Source organism: Pseudomonas sp. NPDC089569 (assembly GCF_050280625.1).
Lineage (GTDB): Bacteria > Pseudomonadota > Gammaproteobacteria > Pseudomonadales > Pseudomonadaceae > Aquipseudomonas.
Genome location: NZ_JBNNVQ010000009.1, coordinates 22727 through 48343, shown reverse-complemented (window position 1 = coordinate 48343; position 25617 = coordinate 22727). Strand labels below are relative to the sequence as shown.

24 protein-coding genes are annotated in these 25617 nt (G+C 59.0%); 8 read left to right on the top strand and 16 right to left on the bottom strand.

Features of this window, described 5'->3' with window-relative positions:
- Positions 1 to 2 precede the first annotated feature (2 nt).
- From fae to ACQKP2_RS06640, 4 genes are all read right to left on the bottom strand, one after another.
- Positions 3 to 515, bottom strand: coding sequence for a formaldehyde-activating enzyme (gene fae / locus ACQKP2_RS06655; RefSeq protein ID WP_427575376.1), 513 nt, complete (start codon positions 513 to 515; stop codon positions 3 to 5).
- Between the two features lie 381 nt (positions 516 to 896).
- Positions 897 to 1175, bottom strand: coding sequence for a pentapeptide MXKDX repeat protein (locus ACQKP2_RS06650; RefSeq protein WP_427575375.1), 279 nt, complete (start codon positions 1173 to 1175; stop codon positions 897 to 899).
- Between the two features lie 53 nt (positions 1176 to 1228).
- A complete protein-coding gene (locus ACQKP2_RS06645) occupies positions 1229 to 2014 on the bottom strand; it encodes a molybdopterin-dependent oxidoreductase (RefSeq protein WP_427575374.1) in 786 nt (261 codons plus the stop codon).
- Positions 2011 to 2628, bottom strand: a complete 618-nt coding sequence (locus tag ACQKP2_RS06640) for a cytochrome b/b6 domain-containing protein (RefSeq protein WP_427575373.1) — start codon at positions 2626 to 2628, stop codon at positions 2011 to 2013. The genes ACQKP2_RS06645 and ACQKP2_RS06640 overlap by 4 nt, the downstream gene beginning before the upstream one ends.
- A 340-nt stretch (positions 2629 to 2968) precedes the next feature.
- On the opposite strand from ACQKP2_RS06640, the gene ACQKP2_RS06635 reads away from it, so the two are divergent.
- The gene (locus ACQKP2_RS06635; RefSeq protein WP_427575371.1) at positions 2969 to 3910 is read left to right on the top strand and encodes a class I SAM-dependent methyltransferase; all 942 of its coding nucleotides are present in this window, start codon (positions 2969 to 2971) and stop codon (positions 3908 to 3910) included.
- Here the strand turns inward: ACQKP2_RS06635 and ACQKP2_RS06630 are convergent.
- A complete protein-coding gene (locus ACQKP2_RS06630; protein WP_427575369.1) occupies positions 3894 to 4670 on the bottom strand; it encodes a helix-turn-helix transcriptional regulator in 777 nt (258 codons plus the stop codon). The two genes, ACQKP2_RS06635 and ACQKP2_RS06630, sit on opposite strands and share 17 nt — an antisense overlap.
- Before the next feature lie 110 nt (positions 4671 to 4780).
- Between ACQKP2_RS06630 and ACQKP2_RS06625 the strand changes: the two genes are divergently transcribed.
- Positions 4781 to 5884 (top strand): polyamine ABC transporter substrate-binding protein, encoded by a 1104-nt coding sequence (locus ACQKP2_RS06625; protein ID WP_427575517.1) that lies wholly within the window; start codon positions 4781 to 4783, stop codon positions 5882 to 5884.
- A 176-nt stretch (positions 5885 to 6060) separates the two neighbouring features.
- Positions 6061 to 7191 (top strand): P1 family peptidase, encoded by a 1131-nt coding sequence (locus ACQKP2_RS06620; protein ID WP_427575367.1) that lies wholly within the window; start codon positions 6061 to 6063, stop codon positions 7189 to 7191.
- Between the two features lie 272 nt (positions 7192 to 7463).
- Here the strand turns inward: ACQKP2_RS06620 and ACQKP2_RS06615 are convergent, their stop codons facing one another.
- On the bottom strand, positions 7464 to 8084 hold the full coding sequence (locus tag ACQKP2_RS06615) for a TetR/AcrR family transcriptional regulator (protein WP_427575365.1): 621 nt from the start codon (positions 8082 to 8084) through the stop codon (positions 7464 to 7466).
- A gap of 163 nt (positions 8085 to 8247) precedes the next feature.
- Between ACQKP2_RS06615 and ACQKP2_RS06610 the strand changes: the two genes are divergently transcribed.
- Complete coding sequence (locus ACQKP2_RS06610) at positions 8248 to 8688, top strand: hotdog fold domain-containing protein (RefSeq protein WP_427575363.1); 441 nt, start codon at positions 8248 to 8250, stop codon at positions 8686 to 8688.
- Positions 8689 to 8819: 131 nt separating this feature from the next.
- Here the strand turns inward: ACQKP2_RS06610 and ACQKP2_RS06605 are convergent, their stop codons facing one another.
- Positions 8820 to 9152 carry a hypothetical protein gene (locus tag ACQKP2_RS06605; protein ID WP_427575361.1) on the bottom strand — a complete coding sequence of 111 codons (333 nt, stop codon included), beginning with the start codon at positions 9150 to 9152 and terminating at the stop codon, positions 8820 to 8822.
- Between the two features lie 60 nt (positions 9153 to 9212).
- Positions 9213 to 9935, bottom strand: coding sequence for a GNAT family N-acetyltransferase (locus ACQKP2_RS06600; RefSeq protein WP_427575360.1), 723 nt, complete (start codon positions 9933 to 9935; stop codon positions 9213 to 9215).
- A 403-nt stretch (positions 9936 to 10338) separates the two neighbouring features.
- On the opposite strand from ACQKP2_RS06600, the gene ACQKP2_RS06595 reads away from it, so the two are divergent.
- Entirely contained in the window at positions 10339 to 13734 is a 3396-nt protein-coding gene (locus tag ACQKP2_RS06595; protein WP_427575358.1) for an Ig-like domain-containing protein, read from the top strand.
- Between the two features lie 164 nt (positions 13735 to 13898).
- On the opposite strand, the gene ACQKP2_RS06590 is transcribed toward ACQKP2_RS06595, so the two are convergent.
- Together ACQKP2_RS06590 and ACQKP2_RS06585 are read right to left on the bottom strand one after the other, a co-directional pair.
- On the bottom strand, positions 13899 to 14423 hold the full coding sequence (locus ACQKP2_RS06590; RefSeq protein ID WP_427575356.1) for a transglycosylase SLT domain-containing protein: 525 nt from the start codon (positions 14421 to 14423) through the stop codon (positions 13899 to 13901).
- Between the two features lie 106 nt (positions 14424 to 14529).
- The gene (locus ACQKP2_RS06585) at positions 14530 to 15633 is read right to left on the bottom strand and encodes a DUF3616 domain-containing protein (protein ID WP_427575354.1); all 1104 of its coding nucleotides are present in this window, start codon (positions 15631 to 15633) and stop codon (positions 14530 to 14532) included.
- 308 nt (positions 15634 to 15941) lie between these two features.
- On the opposite strand from ACQKP2_RS06585, the gene ACQKP2_RS06580 reads away from it, so the two are divergent.
- The 3 genes from ACQKP2_RS06580 to ACQKP2_RS06570 all read left to right on the top strand — a co-directional run bounded on the left by ACQKP2_RS06580 (position 15942) and on the right by ACQKP2_RS06570 (position 19198).
- Positions 15942 to 16556: a glycoside hydrolase family 19 protein gene (locus ACQKP2_RS06580; RefSeq protein ID WP_427575352.1), complete on the top strand. Its 615-nt coding sequence runs from the start codon at positions 15942 to 15944 to the stop codon at positions 16554 to 16556.
- A 108-nt stretch (positions 16557 to 16664) separates the two neighbouring features.
- Positions 16665 to 18776, top strand: coding sequence for a C1 family peptidase (locus ACQKP2_RS06575; RefSeq protein WP_427575351.1), 2112 nt, complete (start codon positions 16665 to 16667; stop codon positions 18774 to 18776).
- Positions 18773 to 19198, top strand: a complete 426-nt coding sequence (locus tag ACQKP2_RS06570; RefSeq protein ID WP_427575350.1) for a hypothetical protein — start codon at positions 18773 to 18775, stop codon at positions 19196 to 19198. The genes ACQKP2_RS06575 and ACQKP2_RS06570 overlap by 4 nt, the downstream gene beginning before the upstream one ends.
- A gap of 57 nt (positions 19199 to 19255) precedes the next feature.
- Here ACQKP2_RS06570 and ACQKP2_RS06565 read toward each other — a convergent pair whose 3' ends face one another.
- The 6 genes from ACQKP2_RS06565 to ACQKP2_RS06540 all read right to left on the bottom strand — a co-directional run bounded on the left by ACQKP2_RS06565 (position 19256) and on the right by ACQKP2_RS06540 (position 25512).
- Positions 19256 to 19690: a hypothetical protein gene (locus ACQKP2_RS06565; RefSeq protein ID WP_427575348.1), complete on the bottom strand. Its 435-nt coding sequence runs from the start codon at positions 19688 to 19690 to the stop codon at positions 19256 to 19258.
- Positions 19691 to 19737: 47 nt separating this feature from the next.
- Entirely contained in the window at positions 19738 to 20307 is a 570-nt protein-coding gene (locus ACQKP2_RS06560; protein WP_427575346.1) for a YceI family protein, read from the bottom strand.
- A gap of 96 nt (positions 20308 to 20403) precedes the next feature.
- Positions 20404 to 21090 (bottom strand): phosphoribosyltransferase, encoded by a 687-nt coding sequence (locus ACQKP2_RS06555; protein ID WP_427575344.1) that lies wholly within the window; start codon positions 21088 to 21090, stop codon positions 20404 to 20406.
- A 248-nt stretch (positions 21091 to 21338) separates the two neighbouring features.
- Positions 21339 to 22763, bottom strand: coding sequence for a hypothetical protein (locus tag ACQKP2_RS06550; protein WP_427575343.1), 1425 nt, complete (start codon positions 22761 to 22763; stop codon positions 21339 to 21341).
- Positions 22764 to 22767: 4 nt separating this feature from the next.
- A complete protein-coding gene (locus tag ACQKP2_RS06545; protein WP_427575341.1) occupies positions 22768 to 24669 on the bottom strand; it encodes a hypothetical protein in 1902 nt (633 codons plus the stop codon).
- A 69-nt stretch (positions 24670 to 24738) separates the two neighbouring features.
- The gene (locus tag ACQKP2_RS06540; RefSeq protein WP_427575339.1) at positions 24739 to 25512 is read right to left on the bottom strand and encodes a hypothetical protein; all 774 of its coding nucleotides are present in this window, start codon (positions 25510 to 25512) and stop codon (positions 24739 to 24741) included.
- Positions 25513 to 25617: the final 105 nt, after the last annotated feature.

Sequence of the window (25617 nt, the reverse complement as noted above, 5' to 3'; positions counted from 1 at the left end):
CCTCAGGCCTTAGGGGTGTAGAAAGGGTTGCTGATGTGATTGACCACATCCTTGAGCTGCGCGGTGAACGGCGTGCCGGTCAGGGCGGCGCGGATCGCGGTGCGGCAAGCGTTGTAGTTGTTCAGGTACACGGCATCGAGGTCGTCGCAGGACGGGTTGACCCAGTTGGCGGTGACGATGGCCCACTCGTCTTCGGCTTCCGGCGGCAGGGTGCCGTCGAGCAGCGCTTCCAGGACTGCCTTGGCGATACCAGCCTGGGACGCGCCCCAGGTGGCATTGCCGTGCAGGTCGCTGCCGATGGCGGCCTTGTTTACATACAGGGTCATCGGCTTGACCGGGATGTTCGGCTGGGCGATCACCATGAACGGGCAATGGCCCTGGCTTGGCGAAGCCAGGCTGTTGGCGAACGCCTGGCCTGCCGGGCCGTTGCGCGGGCCGATCAGGATGTTGATGTGTGCGGCGTTCACGCCCGGGCCTTCGAAACCTTCACCGATGTACAAGTCGAGTTCTTTCATGAGTCGTTACTCTTTGGGACGCAGAGGGATTTTGGGTGGTCAGCAGCGCACGCAGGCACGAGGCCTGGCGTGGCGGATGTCGGGGTTCGAAGAGCGCAGCAGGGAGCTTGCGAAGACGCGGCAGTGATGATGAATCATGGTTGCAAACGCTCTTTTTTGTTGTTGATGAGCTGGTTTGCGATTTTTTAACACCGGGGGTTGGCGGGGCTGTAACCATTAAAAGTCATGGGGGTATGACTTCAGGTCATACCCCCATGAGTTGTGCAAAAAACTGTGGGAGCGAGCCTGCTCGCGATGGCGACAGGTCAGTCAACATTGATAGCGACTGACACTGCGTCATCGCGAGCAGGCTCGCTCCCACAGGGGGGGCGTTGCGTTGGGTTATTGCGACATGGCGTCCTTTTTCATTGCGTCCTTGGACATGGAGTCGGTTTTCTTCATGGCGTCCTTGGACATCGAATCGGCTTTTTTCATGGTGTCCTTGGACATGTGGTCGGTCTTCTTCATGGCGTCCTTGGACATGGCGTCGGTTTTCTTCATCGCGTCCTTGGACATCGAATCCTTGCTCATGCTGTCGTTGCTCATGGTGTCGGCAGCGAAAACACTGGCGGCGCCAACGGCCAGGCACATGGACAGAACAACGGTGGTCAGTTTTTTCATGATGAATCTCCTTGGAGCACGGGTTTGCGGGCGGTGAATGTTTCAGGCTTTCGTCAGCTGCCACCGAACCAGTTGTAGCCCTGGTCTTCCCAGTAGCCGCCGCTGTAGGTGTTGCTGACGAAAATCGCCTGAATGTGTTTGGGGTTCTTGTAACCGAGCTTGGTGGGCATGCGCAGCTTCATCGGGAAGCCGTACTCGCGGGGCAGCACCGCACCGTCGTAGGTCAGCGTCAGCAGGGTCTGCGCATGCAGCGCGGTGGCCATGTCGATGCTGGTGTAGTAATCGTCGGCGCATTTGAAACCGACGTATTTGGCATCGGTGTCGGCGCCGACGCGCTTGAGGAAGTCGCTGAAGCGAACGCCGCCCCAACGCCCGATGGCGCTCCAGCCTTCGACACAAATGTGTCGGGTGATCTGATCGGTCTGGGCCATGGCCCGCAGTTCTTCCAGGCGCCAACTGCGCTTGTCTGCCACAAGCCCGGTGACTTCCAGGCGATAGCCCTCCTCTTCCACGGTCGGCGCGTCCTCGATGCCGTAGAAGGCATTGAAGGGAAACGGCCGGGTGATCATCGATTCGGGATAGGTCGGCGCCATCGCGTTGGGGTTGAACAGCCAGCCCTGTACCCGGTCGTTGAAACGGGACATGGACGACAGCGCCGTGTCGACGCTTTCGTTGTCGGTGATGTTGCAACCGGACAACAGGGCCACGCCGCCAAGGGTCAAACCGTGCAGCAGGAACGAACGGCGCGAGCGGTCCTCGATCTGCGGGGCGAGGATTTTACGGGCCTCGATCAGGATGGAAGACTCGTCCAGTCCCGGTATCTGGATGCGCTTTTTCATACGTGCTCCTTGCGACCGACGATCATGGCCAGCAGTGTCCTGGGAACCAGTGCGACCATCACCAGATGCACGGCAACGAACGCCACCAGCAACGCCATCGCGAAGAAATGCACGCGTCGAGCGCCTTCGTAGCCGAACAGCAATTCACGCAACAGCGGGAACTGCACCGACTTCCACAGCACCAGCCCGGAGAGCACCAGCATCGTGATATCGACGATCACGAACAGGTAGGCGAAACGCTGTACCTGGTTGTAATGACTCAGATCGGCGTGCCCCAGTTTTCCCCGCAGGGCGGCCCACAGGTCATGCAGCACACCCTTGGGCGAGACCGGGAAAAATCGCCGTTTCAGGCGGCCGCTGAACAGGTTGAAAAACAGATAGACCAGGCCGTTGATCGCCAGCAACCACATCGCCGCGAAGTGCCATTGCAAGGCACCGCCGAGCCAGCCACCGAGGGTGATCGAATTGGGGAAGCTGAAGTCGAAAATCGGCGAGGCGTTATAGACGCGCCAACCGCTGGTGACCATGACCAGCACGGCCAGAGCATTGAGCCAATGGGTAAGCCGTAGCCAGCGCGGATGGCTGGGCCTGGGTGAAGCAGTCGACTGCGACATGTCCGGCTCCTGGTTGTTGTTCGTTGGAGCCGAGTATGGAAGCCGGAAGATCGCCAAATCCTCACGTAAAGTTAAATTTAACGTGATAACTCCCCGCCCCCCCACCCGTAGGAGCCAGGCTCGCCGGCGAAGAACGATGACGCGGTGTAGCAGATACACCGCAGCGCCTGGTTCGCGGGCAAGCCTCGCTCCTACAGGGCGAAGAACGATAACGTGGTGTAACAGGTACACCGCAGCGCCTGGTTCGCCGGCAAGCCTGGCTCCTACAGGGATCGGGGTGCTCCGTTCCATGGTGCAACTGTGGTTAAATGCCGCCCCCTCGAATTGCTGACCTTCACCTATGAACACCGACGCCCTCGCCACGCTCCACGCGCATTTGCTGACCGCCCTGGCGGCCGCGCCCGCTGAAACCCGCCGTCTGTTCCACGGGCGCGGGCGCTGCTGGCCGGGGCTGGAGCAGTTGACCGTCGACTGGCTGCAGGGCGTGGTGCTGGTGGCGCTGTTCAAGGAGCCCGAGGCAGAGCAACTGCAGGCGTTGAAAGAACAATTGCTGGACGTCACGCGGTCACAGGCCTGGGCGCAATCCGGTGCGCATACCCTGTTGCTGCAACATCGCTACCTGCTGCAAAGCACCACCGAATGGCTGCTGGGGGATGAAATCGACGAGCTGACCATCACCGAGGGAGGCCTGAAGTACCGGATCGACCTGGGGCGCAAGCAAAACACCGGGTTGTTCCTGGACATGCGCTATGGCCGTGACTGGGTGCGCGCCAATGCCGAAGGCAAACGGGTGCTGAACCTGTTCGCCTACACCTGCGGCTTTTCCGTGGCGGCCATCGAAGGTGGCGCCACTGCCGTGGTCAACCTCGACATGTCGAGCCCGGCCCTGAGTCGTGGCCGCGACAATCACCGGCTCAATGGCCACGACCTCGGCAAAGTAAGTTTCCTGGGCCACGACCTGTTCAAATCCTGGGGCAAGGTGATCGGCAAAGGCCCTTACGATCTAGTGATCATCGACCCGCCGTCCTTCCAGAAAGGCAGCTTCCTGCTGACCAAGGATTACCAGCGTGTACTGCGTCGCCTGCCGGAGTTGCTCAACCCGAAAGGCACGGTGCTGGCCTGCATGAACGACCCGTCCTTCGGTGCGGACTTTCTTATCGACGGCGTCACCCGCGAGGCACCGGCCCTGCGCTTCGAACAGCGCCTGGACAATCCGCCGGAGTTTCCCGATGCCGACATCGAGTGCGGGTTGAAGGCACTGGTGTTTACCCTGGCGGATTAAGCACCAGCGCAAACAGCTCGCCATGCCCGCTGACATTGAGCTTGTGATAGAGATTGCGCCGATGCACTTTCACCGTCTCCGGGGAGATGCCCATTTGCTGGGCGATGGCTTTGCTGGAAAAGCCCTGGAGAATCAGGCGCGCGGTTTCGATCTCGCGCAGCGTCAGCCGTGCGTCGAAACGATCGAGCAAGGTCGCCATGTCTTTGGCCGGCGGTTCGGCGACCGGCCCTTGCGGCGGGACCAGATCCAGGTGTCGGCGCATGGCCGCCAGCACCCAGTCACGCACGCACAGCAAGCGGCCTTGCTCTTGAAGGCTAAAGCGTGAAAAACGCCCCAGGGACAGGCCCAGCACGGCGCCGTCGACGTTGATCATGAACTGCAACTCGTCCCCACCGACCACGGTGCTGAAGTAGCTCAGGTAGTACTCACTGTGCTGGAACTGGTCGGGGGCCACCGATTCAAGGCTGTGCAAACCGTCGGCGATGCCTGTGCAGGCGGCTTGGTAAAACGGATCGAGCAGGTACATGCCGGCGCTGTAGTGCGCCAGCTCTTCCTGCTCATCGCTGTTGCCCCTGGCATCGAAATCGATCAGCAGGCGCGGTACGTGCCCCCGTCGCATCAGCGCCACCAGCGCATTGTCCAGCGGCACCAGCAACCGCAAGGTGTCCACCAGCGCACGCCAGAAGCCGTCCTGCCCCACCGTCGCGAAGACCCGTGCCAGCCCCTGGTGCACCGGCAACTCTTTCAACAACGCGTCCACGCACTACCCCTTTTGAGTAACCCATGATGGGAATGGGTGAAGTTCACCCCGGTCGATACGCTGCAAACTCCTGATTACCACCGGCCACAGCAGGCCAGGAGTGCCGCATGATGAGTCGTCACCGCTCGTATTTCAATCTGGGGTTTGGCGCCTGCCTGGCGCTGTCGCTGCCCGCTTTTGCCGTCGATGCCCCGACCGTGCATGTCTACAACTGGTACGACTACATCGGCCCGACCACCCTGCACGACTTCAAGCGTGACACCGGGATCGAACCGGTCTACGACACCTTCGACAGCGCCGAAGTCCTGGAAGCCAAGTTGATGACCAGTCGCAGCGGCTACGACGTGGTGGTGGCCAGCAACTACAGCCTGCCCAACCTGATCAAGGCCGGTGCGCTGGCGCCCCTGCCCCGCGACGGGATGCCGGACTTCAAGAACATGGACACCGACCTGTTGGCAAAACTGGCCAACAACGACCCGGGCAACCAGTACGCCGTACCCTATCTGTGGGGCACCAACGGCATCGGCTACAACATCGACAAGGTGCGCGCCGCGCTCGGCGACAAGGCACCGGTGAATTCCTGGGACCTGGTGTTCAAGGAAGAGAACCTGGCCAAACTCGGCCAATGCGGTGTGGCAATGCTCGATTCGCCATCGGAGATGCTGCCGGTTGCCCTGCATTACCTGGGCCTGCCGCCCAACAGCACCAACCCCGAGGACTACAAGAAGGCCGAAGCGCTGCTGCTCAAACTGCGTCCGCACATCGCCTATTTCAACTCATCGAAATTCATCAGCGACCTGTCCAACGGCAATATCTGCGTGGCCGTGGGCTGGTCCGGGGCGATGCTGGAGGCCAAGACCAATGCCGAGCAGGCCGGCAATGGCGTGAAGATCGCCTACAGCCTGCCCAAGGAAGGCGCACCGGTATGGTTCGACACCCTGGTATTGCTCAAGGACGCGCCGCACCCGCAACAGGGGCTGGCCTTCATCGATTACCTGATGCGCGCCGAGGTCATCGCCCCGGTCAGCAGCCATCTCAACTACCCTAATGGCAACCGCGACGCGACCGCCCTGGTGGCCGAGACGACACGCACTAACCCTGCCGTTTACCCGTCGGCCGAAGCGCTGGCCACGCTGTTCACCCTGCAACCTTTGCCGCCAGCCACGGAACGAGTGCGCACGCGGATCTGGAGCAAGGTCAAGAACGGACAGTAAACACACCGCAGATCCCTGTGGGAGCGAGCCTGCTCGCGATTGCGATCTGGCATTCAACATTGATGCTGTCTGATCCACCGCTATCGCGAGCAGGCTCGCTCCCACAGGTGGATTGCAGTGCCATGACGACCCGCTAACACCCTTTTTTCTGCCACGAATTGAAGATGAGTAATCCCATGAAACCACGTGCCCGCGACCTGAATATTCAATTTGGCCAACTGCAACCCGGCCCCCTCAATGCGATCACCGACGTGCCTGGCGTACGGGTCGGTCACAGTCAGGTACGAGGACGTACCGCGGGCGGTCGCGACATTATCACCGGTGTCACCGTGATCGAGCCCCGTGCCGGTTCCACCAGCCAGCAACCCTGCTTTGCCGGTGTTCATGTGCTCAACGGCAATGGCGATGCCACGGGACTGGAGTGGATTCGCGAGGCGGGCCTGTTGACCAGCCCGGTCGCCTTCACCAACACCCACAGCCTGGGCGTGGTGCGCGACGCGCTGATCGCGCTGGACCGTGAGCAGCAGCCGGATGACGGCCGGCTCTACTGGAACATGCCGGTGGTGCTGGAGACCTTCGACGGCTTGCTCAACGACATCAACGGCTTTCACGTCAAGCCCGAACACGTGGCGCAAGCGCTGCATTCGGCAGTGGGCGGCAAGGTGGCGGAAGGCAATGTGGGTGGCGGCAGCGGCATGGTCTGTCACGAATTCAAGGGCGGTATCGGTACGGCGTCGCGGCGGCTGGACACTGCCCAGGGCGGCTGGACCGTCGGCGCCATCGTCCAGGCCAACCACGGCACCCGCAACGAATTGCGCGTCGATGGCTACCCGGTCGGCCGCTACCTGGAGCAGGCCGACTCACCCTTTGCCAAGGCCTCCCTGCCGCACCCGGGCATGGGCTCGATCGTGGTCTGCCTGGCCACCGATGCACCGTTGCTGCCGCATCAGTGCACGCGCCTGGCGCAACGTGCCAGCCTGGGCCTGGCCCGCACGGGCGGCGGCAATGAAGACCAGAGCGGTGACCTGTTCATTGCTTTCGCCACCGGCAACTCGCACGTGCCGCCCGCCGCTTACGAGCGCAAAGGCGCGCCGACCACCGGGGACCTGAGCATGGTCAATAACGATCACATCAGCCAATTGTTCTTGGCGGCCACCGAAGCCGTGGAGGAAGCCATCATCAATGCCTTGCTGGCCGCCGAAACGACCGAAGGTAACGGCCATACGGTGCAGGGACTCGATGCGCAAACGTTGCTCGAGGCTCTGAACCGGGCCGGCTGGCCAGGCGAGCGTCATCGCGCAAGCTGACACTTGTGGGGGAGATTCGACTAGCGGTACTTGAGGTCCAACCCCCACCTTTCTACGATGAAATTGCGCAACCGCTTGCTTGCCCAAGCCGTTGCGCAGGTGGTGAGTGCATTGAACCCCTATCAAGCTCACCGCCTGCTTCATGCGCATCTTGAGCCTCAATGGCTCCACTTCTCTCCCCATCGAAGAGCTTTGAGGCTCTTTTTTAACCCTTTGAAAACCCACTCATTCCACGGTGGCAGCGAGCCCCGCTCGCTGCCCCGCGCTGATCGTCACTGACCTGCGGCCACCGAACGCCACGCCGCGTCGGCGAGCACATCCCGATACGCCTTTGGACTGCCCTTGACCCGACCCGACAACCAGGCGCGGCAATAGCTGTCGGCCTGGCCGATGATCAGCGACAACATCAACTCCGCCGGGATGCCTCCCAGCTCATTCCTGTGTACCGGGTCGAACAGCCACTCCAGCAGTGATTTATTGCGTGCCTTGTTACGCGCGGCCAGTTCGTCCTTGAACGGTCCCTTGGTCACGGCAAATCGCGCGTGATACTGAAAACGCGCCCATTCGGGCTGGCTGTCGACCCAATCCACGAAACTGTGCACCAGTGCCCGCACGCCCGCTTGTGTGGTGGTCGCCTCGGCCAGGTAGCTGTCGCGCAGCCGTGCCTGATCATCCAGCGCCGTGAAAAACAGCGCGGCGACCAGCCCTTCCTTGTTGCCGAAATGGTGGTAGATGGCGCCGACGCTGGTATCGCATTCGGCACGAATCATGTCGATGGTCGTGGCCTCGATCCCCTGCTCGTTGAACAGTTCGAGGGCCTTGCGAAAGATGTCGCGCTTGAGTTCGGCGCGGCGGCCGGGGTAGCAACGCTCAAGTAGATCTGAAGTTTCCATACGAGACACGGGCCAGAAAAATCAATGATGAAGGCTGGCGGCTGCCAGCGGACAAGTGGCGCTAGGTTGACAGATTTCGCGCAAACAGAATACCGTTCCGTTACAGAACATTATTCCGTTAAAGAATATTATTCTGCCAATTGTCCTTCACAGAGGCTTCAACATGAGTCAGTTCCTCAGCATGTTTAACAGCGCAGGTCCCCAGGCATTCAGCCAAATGGCCTGTCAGGTCGCGCCCTACTTCAGCAGCATCAATCCTTTGGTCACCGAACTGCGCAAAGGCTCGGCCATCGTGCAGGTGCCGTTTGCCAAGGAGATCACCAACCATCTGGGCACCGTTCACGCGATTGCGATGTGCAACGCCGCCGAACTGGCTGCCGGGATGATGACCGACGTATCCATCCCCACCGGTGCACGCTGGATTCCAAAGGGCATGACTGTCGAATACCTGGCCAAGGCCAAGAGCGATGTGACGGCAGTGGCCGACGGCGAGGCCGTGGACTGGAGCACAGAAGGCGACAAGATCGTGCCGGTGGACATCCACGACCTGGAAGGCAAGAAGGTCTTCACGGCGCGGATCACCATGAATGTGAAGCTGTCCTGACAGGGGTATCACCGAGAAAACGTGTGGGAGCGAGCCTGCTCGCGATGAAGGCGGCACATTCAACTTCGATGTTGACTGGCCAGACGCCATCGCGAGCAGGCTCGCTCCCACAAGGATCTCCAGCGAACACATCATTCAAGTACGACGCTGATCCTGTGGGAGCTGGCTTGCCAGCGATAGGGCAACACTTTCAAAATCAATGCCGACTGATACACCGCCTTCGCTGGCAAGCCAGCGATAGGGCCAACACATTCAAAATCAACGCCGACTGATACACCGCCTTCGCGGGCAAGCCCGCTCCCACAAGGATCTCCAGCGAACACATCATTCAAGTACGACGCTGTTTCTGTGGGAGCTGGCTTGCCAGCGATAGGGCCAACACATTCAAAATCAACGCCGACTGATACACCGCCTTCGCTGGAAAGCCAGCTCCCACAAACATCTCCAGCGAGCACATCATTCAAGTACGACGCTGATCCTGTGAGTGGGGCAGCAGGTAGACCGCTATTGGTTGTTATCCCCCATCAGACCAGTCGCAAGCGCGGTCCGCTGGCCGGCACGGCGTCTTCCCCAAGGCGCCCACGCACAAACTCGCGGGCCTTTCGCGTCAACTGGTCCAGATGCCGGTCACGCTGCTTCTCGGCATCCTGCATGGCCCGTTTGCCGTGCTTTTGCAGCAGATACGCATGAATCTGCCGAACCTCCAGCGAGCTGTAGATCGGCGCCACATCCAGCAACGCCCTCAAGCCGTCGCTGCCGTGATCGCGGGTGTTCATCAGCACCTGGGTCTCGCGCACGCCAACCACTTGAAAGCCCATCGATTCGAAATACGGCACCTTGGCCACTGCGCAGGTCAATTCGGCGTGAGGGTAGCGAGCGACCATTTCGCGCAGCATCCTGCGCGCCACGCCCTGGCGACGATGGCTGGCGTGCACCGCCAGATAGGCAACCGCGCAGGCATCGGGATCGTCCTTGAGCGGCAGGTACAGCAGGAATCCGATGACGCTGTCCGGGTCATCGGGATCTGTGGCGACGATCAACTCCACATCGATGCCTTTCGTTCCGTTCAATGCTTCCAGATACAGGTGTACTTCGTAGCCGATCGCGTACTGATACAGGTTGTACAAAAGGTTGCTGGGCGCAATCGCGACCATGCTGATGTCGGTCAGGTTGTCGACCACCAGTTGCAGGATCTGACTGTTGACGGGCTCGGGACACGGCGTTTTGAAGTGGCTGATCAGGGGCATTGCGAGGGCGGACTCCGCAGGTCGGTGGCTGCGTATCATAACGCGCCGCTGTCCCTGGTGGCGCCATCGGTTCACTTGCTGCTTTCAGGCAGAAAATCGATAACAATCATCATTTGATAATGCCTATTATTTACTTTAAAGACGGATACAGACTGTAAAAACCGAACACTGTCGACCACGCCAATCCCCAATAAATACGGGCACCTTCCCCAAAAATGAGGAATATCCCCCACCCTTCTCTTCACCCTCTGCGAAACATTCAGAAATAACTAGTTAATAAGACCGGTTTTTATTCATTTACTGGCACATGGCCTGACTGTTGCACCACCCCTCGTACCGCAGCAGCTGTCGTCTCCCTGGGGATGGCGGGATTCGCCAATTGGCATGACGCGAGGGGAACGCAATGAAAACCGCTACACCGCCATTCAATACGCTCAACTTGCTGAAAGGATCGGGCATGGCCTCTGTCATGCTGATCACCCTGGCCACGGCCAGCGCAGCGCCACTGGATGATTTCGGTCCGCCGCCACCCACCGACCCTTCAGCCTTCACAGACCCGCCGGCCGACCCCAAGGCCGCGCTCGAAGCGTTGAAAACACTGCCGGAAGCCAACCAGGGCGCACTGGCCCTGCCCAATGGCGTGTTCGGCAATCGGGATACGCCGCGTGCGGACAACATATTGCCGCCCGCGGCGCAGACCTCGTTCAATTACCCCACCAACGGTAAACCCAGCCCCTTGTTTGGGGCACAGCCGTTTACCCAGCAATTGCTGTTGTTCGAGGAATTCGGCACGGAAAAACTCGACCCGACACTCCCGCCGCCACCCCTGACCTTCCCGGTCCCCACGGTAGGCCCGGCACCGCAACAAGACCCGGACAACGTCGCCCGCAGCGCACCGTCCAGTACTGCGCTGGAAGCCTTTCTGCGCCAGCCCGGCCTGTTTCCGTTCCCGTCGCAGTTTTCCAACGTGCTGGACCGCAACCCCTGGAAGGCACAGATCGAAGCCTTCCTTAACCGCCATCCGGTGGGATCGCCTGCCGAGGGTCGGCCGCCAGGAAAAGGCTGGTCGCATCAGCGCTGGAACGAGTTCTTCCCGCAAGCGGTATTCAAAACCGTACAAGTGGGCGCAAGGCTCAATCAGGGCCTGCGCGATCGCCGGCAACTGCACAATTACGCCGTTGGCGAGTTCGCCCCCGGTGGGCTCTACTACCAGACCTCGGACATCCCGACGACCCTCGGCACGACCAAAGGCATCGACACCCGTTTCCATCCCAACTTCCCGCTGCAGAACCACAATGCGCTGTGGACCTTCGACGGCACCTTTCCGCCCAAACTGCTGATGGTTCGCTACGGTCAACCGGTGCTGATGCGTCACTACAACGCCCTGCCCATCGACCCGGCGGCCAACTTTGGTTTTGGCCTGCACACCATCAGCACCCACGAACACAACGGCCACTCGCCGGCCGAGAGCGACGGCTATACCAACGCGTTTTTCTTCCCCGGCCAGTACTACGACTATCGCTGGCCGCTGCAACTGGCCGGTTACGACACCATCAACACCACCGCGACCGATCCACGTGCAGCCTTCCCCTGCTCGCCTGGAGAAAAACTCTTCGTCAACGATGCCAGCCCAGGCCTCAAGACCTGCGAAAACGGCACCATCAAGATTCGTGGCGACTGGCGTGAAACCATGAGTACCCACTGGTTCCACGACCACATGCTCGATTTCACCGCGCAGAACGTCTACAAGGGCAACGCGGTGATGATGAACTACTACAGTGCCCTGGATCGCGGCAACGAAGCGATCGACGACGGAGTCAACCTGCGCTTCCCCAGCGGCACTGGTTTGCCCTGGGGCAACCGCGACTACGACGTCAACCTGGTAGTGGCCGACAAGGCCTGGGATCAGAACGGCCAATTGTGGTTCAACCCCTTCAACACCGACGGCTTCCTCGGCGACCAGATCCTGGTCAACTGGCAGTACCAGCCAAGCCTGAAAGTGCGGGCGCGCGCCTATCGTTTCCGCATTCTCAACGGTTCGGTGTCGCGTTACCTCAAGCTGGCGGTGGTGCGTGAAGTCGCCGGCAACGGCGGCGAGTTCCCCGGCCCCTCGGGCTCCGGTGTCTCCTACACCCGGGTGCCGTTCCACATGATCGGCAACGACGGCAACATCATGGAACACGCGGTGCCTTTCGACGGCAGCCTGGACCTGGACGGTGACGGCGACCTGCAAAACCACAACGCGATCCTGCCGACCCAGGGCATTGCAGAACGCTTCGACATCATCATCAACTTCGCCAAAAACGGCATCAAGACCGGCGACAAGATCTATTTCGTCAACCTGCTGGAACACAAGACCGGCAAGGGCCCGGAGAAAAACGGCCTGAAGCTGGCGGACGTGCTGTCGGAGAAATACAAGGCGGTCATCAAGCAGGGCAGCAAAGGCCCGGAATGGGACAAGGGCGACCCTGCGGTCGGCAAGTTCCTGCGCCTGGTTGTGCAGCCCTACGCGGGCCAGGACGTGAGCATGAACCCGGCCGACTTCGAACCGGCCAAACCGGGCAAGGCGGCCGGCAAAACCATGATCCCGCTGACACTGGATCGCGACGATCCGGCCGTCCAGGCCAAACTCAAGGTGGCACGCCATCGCGAGTTCATCTTCGGCCGTTCCGACGGCACCGACGAAGCGCCCTGGACCATCAAGACCGACGGAGGCCCAGGCTACAACATGGACCCTCGGCGGATCAGCGCGGCGCCACAACTGGCCAACGGCCCGACCGATGCCGGGTTCTCCGGTGACGGAACGCTGGAGGTGTGGAAAATCAAGAACGGCGGCAACGGCTGGAACCACCCGGTTCATGTGCACTTCGAAGAAGGCATCATCCTCGCCCGTGACGGCAAGGCACCACCGGAATGGGAAAAATGGGCACGCAAGGACGTGTACCGCATCGGCGAAGGCATCGACAGTTCGGTGGACGTGGATATGGCCATCCACTTCCGCGAATTCGCCGGGACCTACATGGAGCACTGCCACAATACCCAGCATGAGGACACTTCGATGCTGCTGCGCTGGGATATCGAGCATCCGGGGCAGTTCCAGTTGATGCCAACCCCCCTGCCCGGCTGGGACGGTGTCACCTACGTGAACTCCGCGGCACTGCCGACCTTCCGCACCGGCAGCAATGGTGACGAAAACAACCAGGGCGAAAACAAGAAACCGGTCGCCAACCCCGACAGCGCCATCAGCAACAATGGCCTGCCACTGACCATCAACGTGCTGGCCAACGACACCGACCCGGACGGCAACCTGCCGCTCAAGGTGGTGGGGCTGAGCCAACCGGACTCCGGTCTAGGCACGGTCACTACCGACGGCGTACGCGTGATCTACACACCACCGTCCATCGTGCCGGCGCCGTTTACCGCGACCTTCACCTACCAGGCCAGCGATGCCAAGGATGCGGTCTCGCCACCGGCCACGGTGTCCGTCGCAGTCTCCGCCGCGGCGGCCAACGAAGACCTGGTGGCCACCAGTGCCGGGGTCACGGTTCGCAGTAACAACCGCTTCACCTGGGACCTGGCCGGCACCACGTCGCGCGGTACCGGCAACACCTTGACGGTCACCGTGTCGACCACCGCCGGCCCGCTCAGCCTGGGCACCGCCACCCTCACGCCCAACGGCGCCGGCGCACGCTGGAGAGTGTCGGTCACCACCACTGGCGCAGGTCCTTCGGCAAGCCCGACGGCCACCATCAGCTCGGCCTTCGGCAAGTCGGTGACGGTGCCGATCGCGGTGCACTGACGAGGCAAGGAACAACGCCCGGTCCACGCAATGTGGACCGGGCGTTGTTCATTCAGGGGTGCTCGGCAGAGGGTTTATCCGTCAGCGATGTTCGAGTGCACACTCAGCGACGGCCGATACCCGTTCGAAAAAAAACGTCGTGATCGTCCAGCGACGACACCGCGTTATAAGCCGACGGATGCCCTTGCATGACTCCTGATCTCTTCCAGATGATGTTTTTGACCTTCTCGCAGAACCGACCAATAACGCGCAGCGCCTCGTGAAGCCCCTCCGCTCCCTTGGGCGACCACCTTATCCCTGGCTAGCCAGTGGGAAAATATTTTCAAACCGCATCTTATATTGACCCATGGATCTTCAAGGCTCTTCTCTTCCCTGCTGAGTGGTTCGAGAGAATAATGTTGTTCATCTTCATAACTAAGCTGCAGCAGACCCACCGAATCCACGCCCAACGGTGGTGGTTCTTTGTATATGCAATGCGGATCAAAACCCGACTCGAACGCAATCATTTTAATAATGATTTCCGCCCAGAACTTCTTCTTGTTATCGGACGACAGGTCACTGTAACCGAAAACAAACTTATCCGGACTTCCTGACTCGAGCGAAACCCAGTCACTCTCGATTCCCTCCAGCAACTCCCTGGACCAGGCAGATCGCTGAGGGTTTACATCCCAACTCAATATAACCGACATCACCCCTACCTCCTTATTCAGTCGACACCGTGAGAAACAGGCAATGCCACTTTTATAGAATTGCGCTCCTCCCGCCTGTCCCTGCATCCACTCATTTGTTGCAGGCTCAAAGCTCGAAAATGTCCGCCTCTACACTGCTGTTGTCTCCCCGCCCAAGCGGCGTGTCATAAACCAACAGGAGTTGCCGCCCGGGGCTGTCAGCGGTTGAGAAAAGTGTCATGCCTTCCGCATGATCGCCTCGATAACCGAAAGGCACATCCAGAACCCTTGCGAGTTTTTCCCTGAAAACCACAGTATTTCCTGTTGTATTTACGCCATTGATCCAACGACTGACCGTAACAGGGCCATCGAGGTCCATCGTCGGCCCGGCAAGTATCAACATGTCATTACCGTCCACGCACAAATCGCGAATACCCAACCCATCCAGTTGAATAAAATGCTTGCGATACAGCGCACCCTCCTCATCGATCCTCGCCAGCTTCAACGTATGGGGATCACCCCTGTCCTGTTCAGGTTCGATTTCAATAATGATTGCCCAGCCTCTGAGTACAGGCCCACGCAAGCCAATGAAGAGGCGTTTGCCGGCTATCGCCAGGCCTTCTATATCGAACCCGTTGTCCTTGCCGGGTATCGCAAAAAATCCACGCAAATGCTCATCCTGGCCGAGCGCCCTGGTGAGCGCGCTCCACGACTGCTGCCCAGCCAACTGCGCAGCGGTTCTCTGCGAATCGCTGGTTGTTCGTACCAGTTTGAGAATGCCGTCTTCATTCACGACAGGAATTCGGGCCAACAAATATCGATTTCCATCGCTGCTCACCTTGCTCAAACGCTCGATGTTCTCGCCTTCGTCTTTCCTGGCATCCGGCTGCTTGCGCTTGAGGCTATGGGAGCCAATCAGCCACAGATACTGTTGGGCCTGGTCAAAGGCGAGGCCTTCAATGTCGGCCTCCTCGAATTTCTGCCCGGAGATTGCGGGGGCAGGCAATTGCAGCAAGTCGCCCAACGCAAACTGTCGATGGTTGTCGTAAACCTTCTGAACAGCTGCCTGGTCTTGGCAATCAAAGCACTCCAGACTCAAGGTTTCATCGTTGGCAAGCCAAAGCGTCTGACCAATCTGCACCACCGCCGATAGTCCATCGCGAAGCTTCTTCTTTTCATCCAGGTCATATTGGCTGTCAAACTTGAGTAACACCTTTGCGGCACGGTTCATATGGACCACCTCCCCAGGTAAACTTTCCGGGCTGACGCGCTAACCAAACACCGAATTGCACCCCGAAAAACTATAGATGGCCGTTTCCTTCCAGCCTCTCTTGCACGATGCCGACGCCAGGCTATTTTGGAATAACTTTTAAATCCAACCACACTAATAAAAGCATTCATCTCAACTAGTCGCCGTTAGACAGGCATGCAAGCCAACACTAGACTTATCGCAATCCGGCTTTCGATCGTCCCCAACAATCACTTCATCAACCAGATGAATCTCCTCTCTTCAACAGTTCTCTCACCCTGGAGAAGATCATGTTCAAGTTCGACGATGATAAGTTCATAGAGGAATACGGAAAAAAATTCGGCCCAATGAAAGAATCGTTAGCCAACGCCATCAAATTTCTGTTGAAAAGAATCGAAGCGGATGAGCGTTTTACGCAAAACCCGACAGATCGCTATAAACTCGCTTACAGTCTGGCGACTTTCAAATGGGAAACCGCACATACGTTACAACCGATAGATGAATACGGTTCTGACAACTATTTCAATAAAAATTACGGCCCGCAGACTTCTACTGGCAAGCGCCTCGGGAATACCGAAGAGGGAGATGGAGCCAGGTTTCACGGGCGTGGATTTGTACAATTGACCGGTAGAAGCAACTACAGGAAAGCAGGGGATTTTTTTCATCGGGACCTGGAAAGCAATCCTGAACTGGCCAAGGACCCGGACCTTGCTTATGACATCGCTTTGGAAGGCATGAGCAGCGGATGGTTTACCGGCAAAAAGCTCAGCCAATTCATCAAACCGGGCCTGACACCTGATTACGAAGGAGCGCGCACGATCATCAACGGTCACGACAAGGCGCAAACCATCGCGGATATTGCACGGCGCATGGACGAATTGCTGGAGATGTCCCTGGAGCCTTGAAACCTGTCGCACTTGATCTACCGTTTTGTGACGTGCTCATTGCTCGAGCCAGCGCGCCGGACAAGGGCCCTCTCCAATCTGCGATTGCCGAGTTTCCACGGAGCCATGATGGCCACTTCTCCTGCCAAGACTGCACCCTCTTCCGCCAGCAAAACCAGGACACGCAAGCCAGCCAAAAACGCTGCAACCCCTGCCGGTCTGCCCCGCCGGCGCCCCGTATGCCCGGATCAACTGGACCTGCGTGATCGGCTCTATCAGCCGCCAGTCGGCCTGCAACCGGCCAAGGCCTTGATGCCGACGCTATGGATGAGCATCAAGAACCAGTTGCAAACCAATGCCTGCACGGGCTTCGCACTTTCGACGGTGATCGAATACCTGCTGAGCAAGGGCAAGCGCGAAAACAAGCCGGCCATCTCCCCTTTCATGCTGTACAGCATGGCTCGGCGCTACGACGAAATTCCCGAGCCGCCAAACCCGGATCCGGATCGGGCCCCGGAACTTTCCGACAGCGGCTCGAGCCTGCGCGGCGCCCTCAAGGGCTGGTACAAGCAAGGCGCGTGCGCCGCGGATCTGTGGCCCAACCTCGACATGCCGCCTGCCACCAACCTGCCTGAAACCGACTGGTGGATCGACTCGGTGCAACGCCCGCTAGGCGCCTATTATCGTGTGGACCCATTATCGATCAGCGACATGCACGTGGCTCTCAATGACCTGGGCGTGCTCTATGCCAGTGCGGCCTGTCACTCCGGCTGGGAGGTTGCCGCCAGTGAGGCCACACCACTGGCCAAGCCTTCGACGCGGTGGGACGACTATTGGCGTATTCCCTGCCAGAAGGCCGGGCTGGACGATGGCGGGCATGCCTTCGTGATCGTCGGCTACAACGAAGACGGCTTTCTGATCCAGAACTCGTGGGGCACCGGTTGGGGCAGCGCCGGGTACGCCATCCTCACCTATTCCGACTGGCAACTGAACGCAATGGACTGCTGGGCACCGCAACTGGGAGTGATCACCGCCGAGCATATGGCGATTTCCGCAGCCACGACCCTGCGCGAGTCCCCATCCGGCAAAGTGGTGGTCGCCACTTCGCAAGTGCTGGCCAATCGCGAAATCAACCCGTTCATCATAGACCTTGGCAACAACGGCGAACTGAGCCAGACCGGTGACTTCCGCACCCGCCCCGAGGATGTCGAAGACCTGGTCGATTTCCACCTCGGTGAAGCCCGCAAACGCTGGGGCTTGTCGCAAAACGACACCATCGACATCGCCATCTATGCCCACGGCGGACTCAATGATGAAAAAGCCGCGGCCGACGCCGCCAAGGAGTGGGTGCCGCTGCTGTACGACGCGAATATTTTCCCGATCTTCCTGATGTGGGAAACCGGTGCCATGCAGACCGTGCTCGACCTCATCGTCGATGCCTACAAACAGGTTCCCCGCAGTACCGGCGGGTTCTTTTCCGAACTCGGCGATGCGGTCAAGCAGTTCTATGACAAGCGCCTGGAGCGTGCCCTGGCAACCCCCGGCACCCTGCTGTGGGGCGAGATGAAACAGAATGCCGATGCCCTGAGCGGCAACCCCAAAAGCGGCTTGCAGATCCTGCACAAGGCTTTTCTGACGTCCAACAAGATCGGCAAATTCCGCCTTCACCTGATCGGCCATTCGGCAGGCTCCATCGTCCACAGTTTCATCATCGATCGCCTGGCCAAGGATGGCCTGCGCTTTGCGTCGCTGAACCTGATGGCGCCGGCGGTACGCGTCGACACCTTCGAACGCCTGGTGTTGCCGCATCTGATCAGCAAAACCGTCGATAACTATCTGCAATTTTCCCTGACGGACATGGCCGAAAACCAGGACCCGACCTGCCGCCCTTACCTGCGATCCTTGCTGTACCTGGTGTCCGAATCGTTCGAGGCCGGCGTGCGTACACCGATTCTGGGCATGGACAAATACATCCACGCCTCACCGGTGTTCAACCTGCCCAACTTCACCTACGTCACGACACCGTCCAATGACTCGATCAACTCGACTCACGGCGGCTTCGACAATGACGTGCCGACACAGAAGAGGATTGTCGCGCAAGTACTCAAGAGCCAGGCCAACGTCATAAACCTGGCCAGCGCGGCGCCGACTACCGCCGTGGCAGGTGCAAAAGCACCCCGTAGCAAGACAGTGGCGGCGAAACCGAAAAAAACGGCGGCACCCCGGCCGAAAAAACCATGAACGACACACCGACGCAGGTGGCACCTTTCGGCGCGAGCGAACTGCTCTGGTGCGCAGAGATCGATTCGAAGCAGTACTGGAATGACGTGCCGTTGCCGTTGCAGGCCGGCACGCGGTACTACCTGCGTGCCACGGGCGAATGGCTGGACTGGCATAACCCCGGCGATGCCAATGGCTATGACAAGAGCAGCATGAACTGGGCAAAGGGCCTGTTGCGTTTTCAGGCGCCGCAGGCCACCTGGTTTACCCTGATCGGCAGCATCGACCGTCAACGCAAGAGCCTCTTCATTATCGGCGACGGCAGTCGCTGGAAAGAAGGCTGGGTAGCGCCCCAGTCCGGCCAGCTGAGCTGCTACGCCAACGACGTACCGGGTTTTTACTGGAACAACAAAGGGACCGTCACACTGGAGATTTGGCGATAGATCTTCGACACCCCCAGGCCTCATGCCACGACCCGAGGTCCTGCCGCCGGCCATTGATCACAAGGCAGGAAATTTCAGGTGGACCCATATCGCAATGCCGATTTCCGAACCGAGCAGCAACAAATAGAAAATCAGCAGCATGGGTAAAAGATAGCCCCTGGTAGTCCTCATGTGGGTTTCCCAGCCCAGCGACTGATCCCCCAAAGCCTTCTCGATCTTCAACAGATACTGCCCCATCACATCGACCTGCCAGAAGGTGACCAATGCCAGCAAACCAAAAAAAAACACCATCGCCGGCGGTATCAGGCTGGCAAACACCAGCACATCGTTGAACTCGGACTTGAGCGGGTTGGTCAGGAACCACGAGTAAATCGCCGCGCTCCCAATCAGCCCGTATTTGAACAATGACGCGATTCTTTCAAGCATGGTGGAGATCTCGGCCTTGAGCTGCCGAAACTCTTCCACGTGGAAATCACGTTGATCCGGACTCATTTCGACTCTCCCTATTGAAACCACCGAATGCCGACAGCCCGCCAATGTCAGCGCTCCACAGCAACCATCCGAAAACGTATGTCGATATCGTCGGACACCACGCTATCGGCCCACTCGCCGGCACCGACCTTGAAGTCACTGCGTTTGAGTACCAACTCGCCGTCGAAAATACCGATGGCGCGCTCCGTCTTGAGTAACACCGGCACGGCCACTTTCCGCGTCAGGCCCTTGAGTGTGAGGTTCCCGGTGATCCGGTAACGGTTGTTGCCCAGATCCTTGAACTGAGTCGACTCGAATATCGCCTGCGGATACTGTTCGACATCGAACCACCCGGGCTTCTGCAGTTCGGTGTTGGCGTCTTCGCTGCCGGCGTCGATGCTGCCCAGGTCAATGGTCAACCGGGTGTGCGCCGCCTCGGGGTTCGCGGTATCGAAATCCAGATCACCGACAAACTTGCCGAAGGTGCCGTACACCCTTGAGCCCATCTGGTTGTAAGTGAAGCTGATGGTGCTGGCCGTGGGGTTCACGTCGGTGTATTGCGCGGCCTCGGTATCGATGAAAAAGCCCGACACCAGAACGGCGGCCAGCAAGGTGAAACGCGGCAATCGAGCGTTCATGGGACTCTCCGGACCAAAGCCCGCATGGAGTGAGATGGCGAACACTGCGTGGACTAAAGCAAAGAATCGCCGTTTATTCCACTCATCGGGCGACAATCAGCGCTCGCTCACACCCAACTCTCGCTGCCAGGCCCGCTGCAACAGATCGATGACTTCGCGATCCGAGGTCTGGGAAAAATCCATGTACCAGTTACCGATGGACATCAGCCAATCGGGGATCAACGGACAGATCAACTCGTCCACCTCACGGCGCAACGCTTCGGCGGTTTCAAACGGTGCCACGGGCACCGCGACGACGATGCGCGATGGCTCGTGTACCCGTGTGGCGTGGATGGCCGCCCTCATCGAAGCCCCCGTGGCCAGGCCGTCGTCGATCAGGATGACGGTCTGGTCTTTGAGCTGCAATGGCTCGCGGCTGCCGCGATAGACCTCCTCACGCCGCAACAGCTCGTGACTTTCCCGGGCGACCACGGCATCGAACGCGGCTTTATCGATCGGGTGTGCCAGCAGTGCCTGGTCATTGAGGATCTGGATACCGCCGCTGGCAATCGCGCCCATGGCGAACTCCTGATGCGACGGTACGCCGAGCTTGCGCACCAACATCAGGTCCAGATGCACGCCCAGGGCCGTGGCCACCTCATACGCCACCGGCACCCCGCCCCTGGGCAAGGCCAGGACGATGACATCTTCACGGTGGGCATAGGCCTGCAGCGGCTCCACCAGCCGCCGGCCCGCAGCGGCGCGATCCTGCAAGAGACTGTGCGATGAGGAATGCTGAGTCATTGAAAACCTCCCCAGGCACCTGCGCCTGTCGGTTAACCCCGCCCCTCATGAATTGTCGGCACAAATCCGTTGTTTTGGGCGCTGCTCCGACGAAGAGACAGGTACAGCCACCGCCTCCATGCCTCGAACCACCGCTTTCACGATCAACCCCGGCCGACCGCTTGCGGCACCCTGTCACTGTGCTCGGCAGTGAGTCTGAAACGATTGCCACCGGGAATAGCTTTCCATCACGCCCCCTGGGTTCAAGGTCAAAAGGAAATCTTGATTTCCACCCACAAGCCCTGCGAGTGATAGTCCAGGACCGCCGGGTTTTGCTCCGCGGTAGGTTTTTTCATGAAGGCCGCCGATTCGTCTGCAATCACGCTGTCTCCGATCACCACACGGTTCTGTGTCTGCTTTTTCAAGGCTGCGTAGAGGTCGGGATAAGGCATGCACCAATCGTTGCCTTCAGCGACGGCAGTCACCAGCGGAATCATCGCAACCAACCTGTCATCGGTCATTTTTTCCAGCCCCATTTGCCGCAAGGTTGCGTTATGGCTGCAATGGTGACCGACCTTGTAGAGCGTGACGCGCGCCAGGATGTCATCGACCGTCAGCGCTGCGCCCTGCAACGGGTCCGGCGTTCGCGGATAAGTCTGGTCGGCCCACGATAACCAGTTGCCAACCTGCGCATCACCCGGAAACAACAGTACCTGCTTGTCCGGGAGTTCAAAGGCCAGGACCAGACTGGTGTTGTTGGTGTCGGAGTCCAGTTTCAGTGCCAGCGTTTCAGCGGACGAATACCACTCGTCATCGATAGTGCGCTTCGATTCAGCAGGGTCGAAATACAGCTTTTGAGTGTTCGTCCACCCGGAAGGTTTACCTTGTTTGACGGCGGCCAGAGGACGTTGATGCAGCCGTGCGAACGGTATGTCGAGCGCCTCTACCGGCTTATCGTCAAGTTGATTGACCTGAAGCTCAATTGCATGCGCATCCTCTTGATCAGTCAGGTACACCTCCTTGGCCGGACCTTGGGAGGGCGAATCCTTGCGCAACCGCTTTTCGTCTCTGGGTGGGCCCATGACGTGGGCCTTGAGGCCCGCAATCGCTCTGGGTTCGACCACATCGCCCGGTTCCAGATAGCGGGTTCGCGCCGGTGTTGCCTTGTCCTTGAGCATTTGCAAGGTGCTGGCACCGGTCGGACGACCGCCGCCCGCCACGCCCAAAAACGCACTGAGGTCCAGGACCGTCTTGATGTGAACGTTGTTGTTTTTCAGTGCGCTAATTGCCGAGTGACCGGCCATGGCGGCCAACGAATTTTTCGCTTTGTTGAAATGCTGGTGAAGTGCAACGGCCTGAGGGTCAGCGGGATTCTCGGTCCATGCGAGCCAGAACTCGACAATGTCGAATTGACTCTTGAAGGTTTCCTGTTCGTAAAGAAACCCCGACAAATGATCGTGGTGCTCATGAGTCACCACCAGCAAATCCAGCTTGCCGCCGGTCGTAGTGAGCAGATCATTGACAATGTCCTTCATCAAGGCCCTGGCGTTCTCAACCCCCTGCAATACCCCGCAGTCGATCAGGATGTGTTTGACCCCGGCACCCTCGAGCTGGTGACGCAGTAAAAAACAATCGCCAAGGATGCCTCGATACATGCGCACCGATACCGTGCCTGATGATGGACGGGTCGTCATGGTTTCAGACTCCACGATGAGTCATGGCGAACGGATTATCTTCGACGTGGGCACCCCGGTAAGTCAGTGCGAGACTATCCGTGCCCGTTTCCAGGAAGTGGCGTTGATACGCCAGTCTGGCTTCATCATTGATGCGCTTGCGAATGACATAACGCACCTTGCCGTCGCGCAAGTCGATGATCAGCGTTGCGCCCCCGCGGAAGAGAAAGTCGCTGGTAAGCGGTTGTGTCGTACCGATCAGATCCTGCTGATCCTGGAGGACCTGACTGGCGACATCCAGGAAGCCCTGGCGCCGCTGCGTGACCTCGATCACCAGTTGGCGCAGGTCCTGGCCATCAGGGCCCGCACGCCGGCAGGTCCTTACCGAATGCACCTCGACAGCGGGCCGGGCAAGGTCGCTGGAGGCGAAGAGACTTCCAGCGATGTATCCGGCGATTCTGGTGGTGTTGAATACCACGCCCAACGCATCTACCCAGGCCGAGTTCGAGCGACTTGCTTTCATGATCCAGCGCCAGACGATCTTGCGATTACGTTCGGCCTGACGAAACCCCTTGTCCCGTTGGTATTGCGGTGTGATGTCCAGTGCGGGAGCACCGTTGCGTGGATTCAACAGATCCCCGGCCTCGAGGGCGACATCCGCCGACTCCCAAAGCAGACTGTCCGGCGCCAGTGACAGGCAGTTTTCGGGCAGTATGCCGCGGCGACGGAACGCCTGAATCATTGCCAGGCGATACTGCATCGGATCATTGGGAATCAGGTCGGTGTCCGCAGTGATGATGCCACGCAAAAACTCTCCAAACCGCACGTCCACCGGCGGCAAGTAATCCAGCGCTCGAATGCACATGCGCAAAACATGATCCGCCGACTTGGTCGCTTCCCGAGTCAACCGCTGAACCAGCTCCGGGGGCAGGCGGCTGCCGGGGTAGCCCACGCCATCGGCCAGGCGCAGCAGATCAGCCGAACGCTGCTCATAAATACTGATGAACGCATCGAAGACCGCAGCAACAAGAATGGCACCTCTCTCATGGGGTTCGCGCGTTTTCGACAACAAAGTCGGGTCGGGTAACTGCTGGCTGTTTTTATCGTCGATTGCCTCGCGCAACGCTGCATAGCGCCCGGTGGCTTCACCAAACTGCCGGGCCAGGCCGCTCATCCAGGAACGTTGGTTGAGACTGCCGCCATTGGCGGCAACATGCATGGACACCGCCTCCGGCAACATGAAATGCATCAGCAAGGCGACGATATCTGCAAATGCCTCATGAAACGCCAGGCTGTCGGGACTGCTCACTTCACTGTAGCGACGATGCAAGCCATCAAGAATGGCGTGCGTGGTTTCATGGGCGATGATGTCGTGGGACAGCGCAGTGAAGACCCAGCTTCCGGGGAGGTTGACGCCGGAATCGGTCATGGATGCCTTGAAGTAGCCAAACAACAATGCCTTTTTTTCTTTGCTGTAATACGCATTGGCTTCGCGCAAGGCATGTGGATAGATGCGCAGTTTGCGCACCTGCCGATATGAGCCGGAATGCTCGTCCCACTGCGGGCACCAATAGACTTTTCGCCCCAGTGCACGCTCGAACAGCTTCACGGTTTTCATCGCCACGGCAAACACCATTTGCTGATGAAAACGTGGATCGCCCTCCGAAGGCGTCAAACCGTCCTGCGCCAGCAAATTTCGATTATCCAGATCGACAGGGTCGTAAAACTGACCGCTGACGGGATCGATATCGATGACTTCGAAATACTCGTTGACCGGGCCGGGTTGCATTTTTGCTTCCCAGCGCTCCTCCCATGGAATCTGGATGGTCGCATGGCTGATGCGAGCGGTGTCCAACTGCGTGGCGGCTTGCGGGTCGAAAGCATAAACCCTGAGTTTACGCATCGGTGGTGGCGGGTAGTCAGACATGTGCCCCCCTCGAAAATACCTGGACTGCCCAACTCCCTCCATGAGTTGGCGGCCATGGAGTACTCGCCCCTACACTTGCAGAGCGCCAACAAATCCCTCGGCGCGGTCCTGCACCTTTTTGCGCAACGTTTCACGAATGGCATTCAGGACGCCTTCGTTGATCGTGATGCTGCCTGAACAATTCTGTAGCGTGACGTCATCAGTCTTGATCTTGAAAAAGACAATCTGATTCATCACGGAAGATACATTCAAGGTAAACGCCATCAGGGTGATGGTGGTCTGTCCGGCTGAATCCTGCTCCACCACAGCGATTTGGAAGGCTTGCGCTTTGAGCTTATGGCTCTCCCTTTTGAAAATGGTGATCCAGGGGGAACTGGCGTTCATCGTTTTCATCGCATTCAGGGTGGTGATCACCAGCGCGAGCCCTGTCGATCCTGCGCCCAGCAAAGCGGTGGCCACCGCAATTATGGCCTCATGAACATCGACTTCCTCGCCATGACTCTCCTGGCTATTGAATTGCTTGCTGGCAATGGTCCATCCGAGGTTGCTCAAGACGTCAAAGTAAGTGTCATACCAGGCAAAAATATCCGCAGATTGATTGACCTTGGCATTGGCCGCCAGTTGAGCAAGCAGCGTGCAATCCTGGATATCCTGACGACGCTGAGCACTGACCTGCGAAGTAAACGAAACAACATCCGCCCCCACTACAACGGCCTGTTGTTGATTGTCCAAGGGCTTGAATGGACTCACGTTTTCAGTAACGCCGAATGGACGTTGAGGCGCAATGCCAAGATGCAGGTTCGCCACAAATTCCTTGGCTGAGTCAGCCGTTGCTGTCGTCATTTCGGTAGCCCTCATAAATGGTGAACTGAAACATTGAGCAGTCGATACGCGGTTCTTCCAGAGAAAATTGCGACTCAAGCACCTCCGGATAACCGGACATGCACT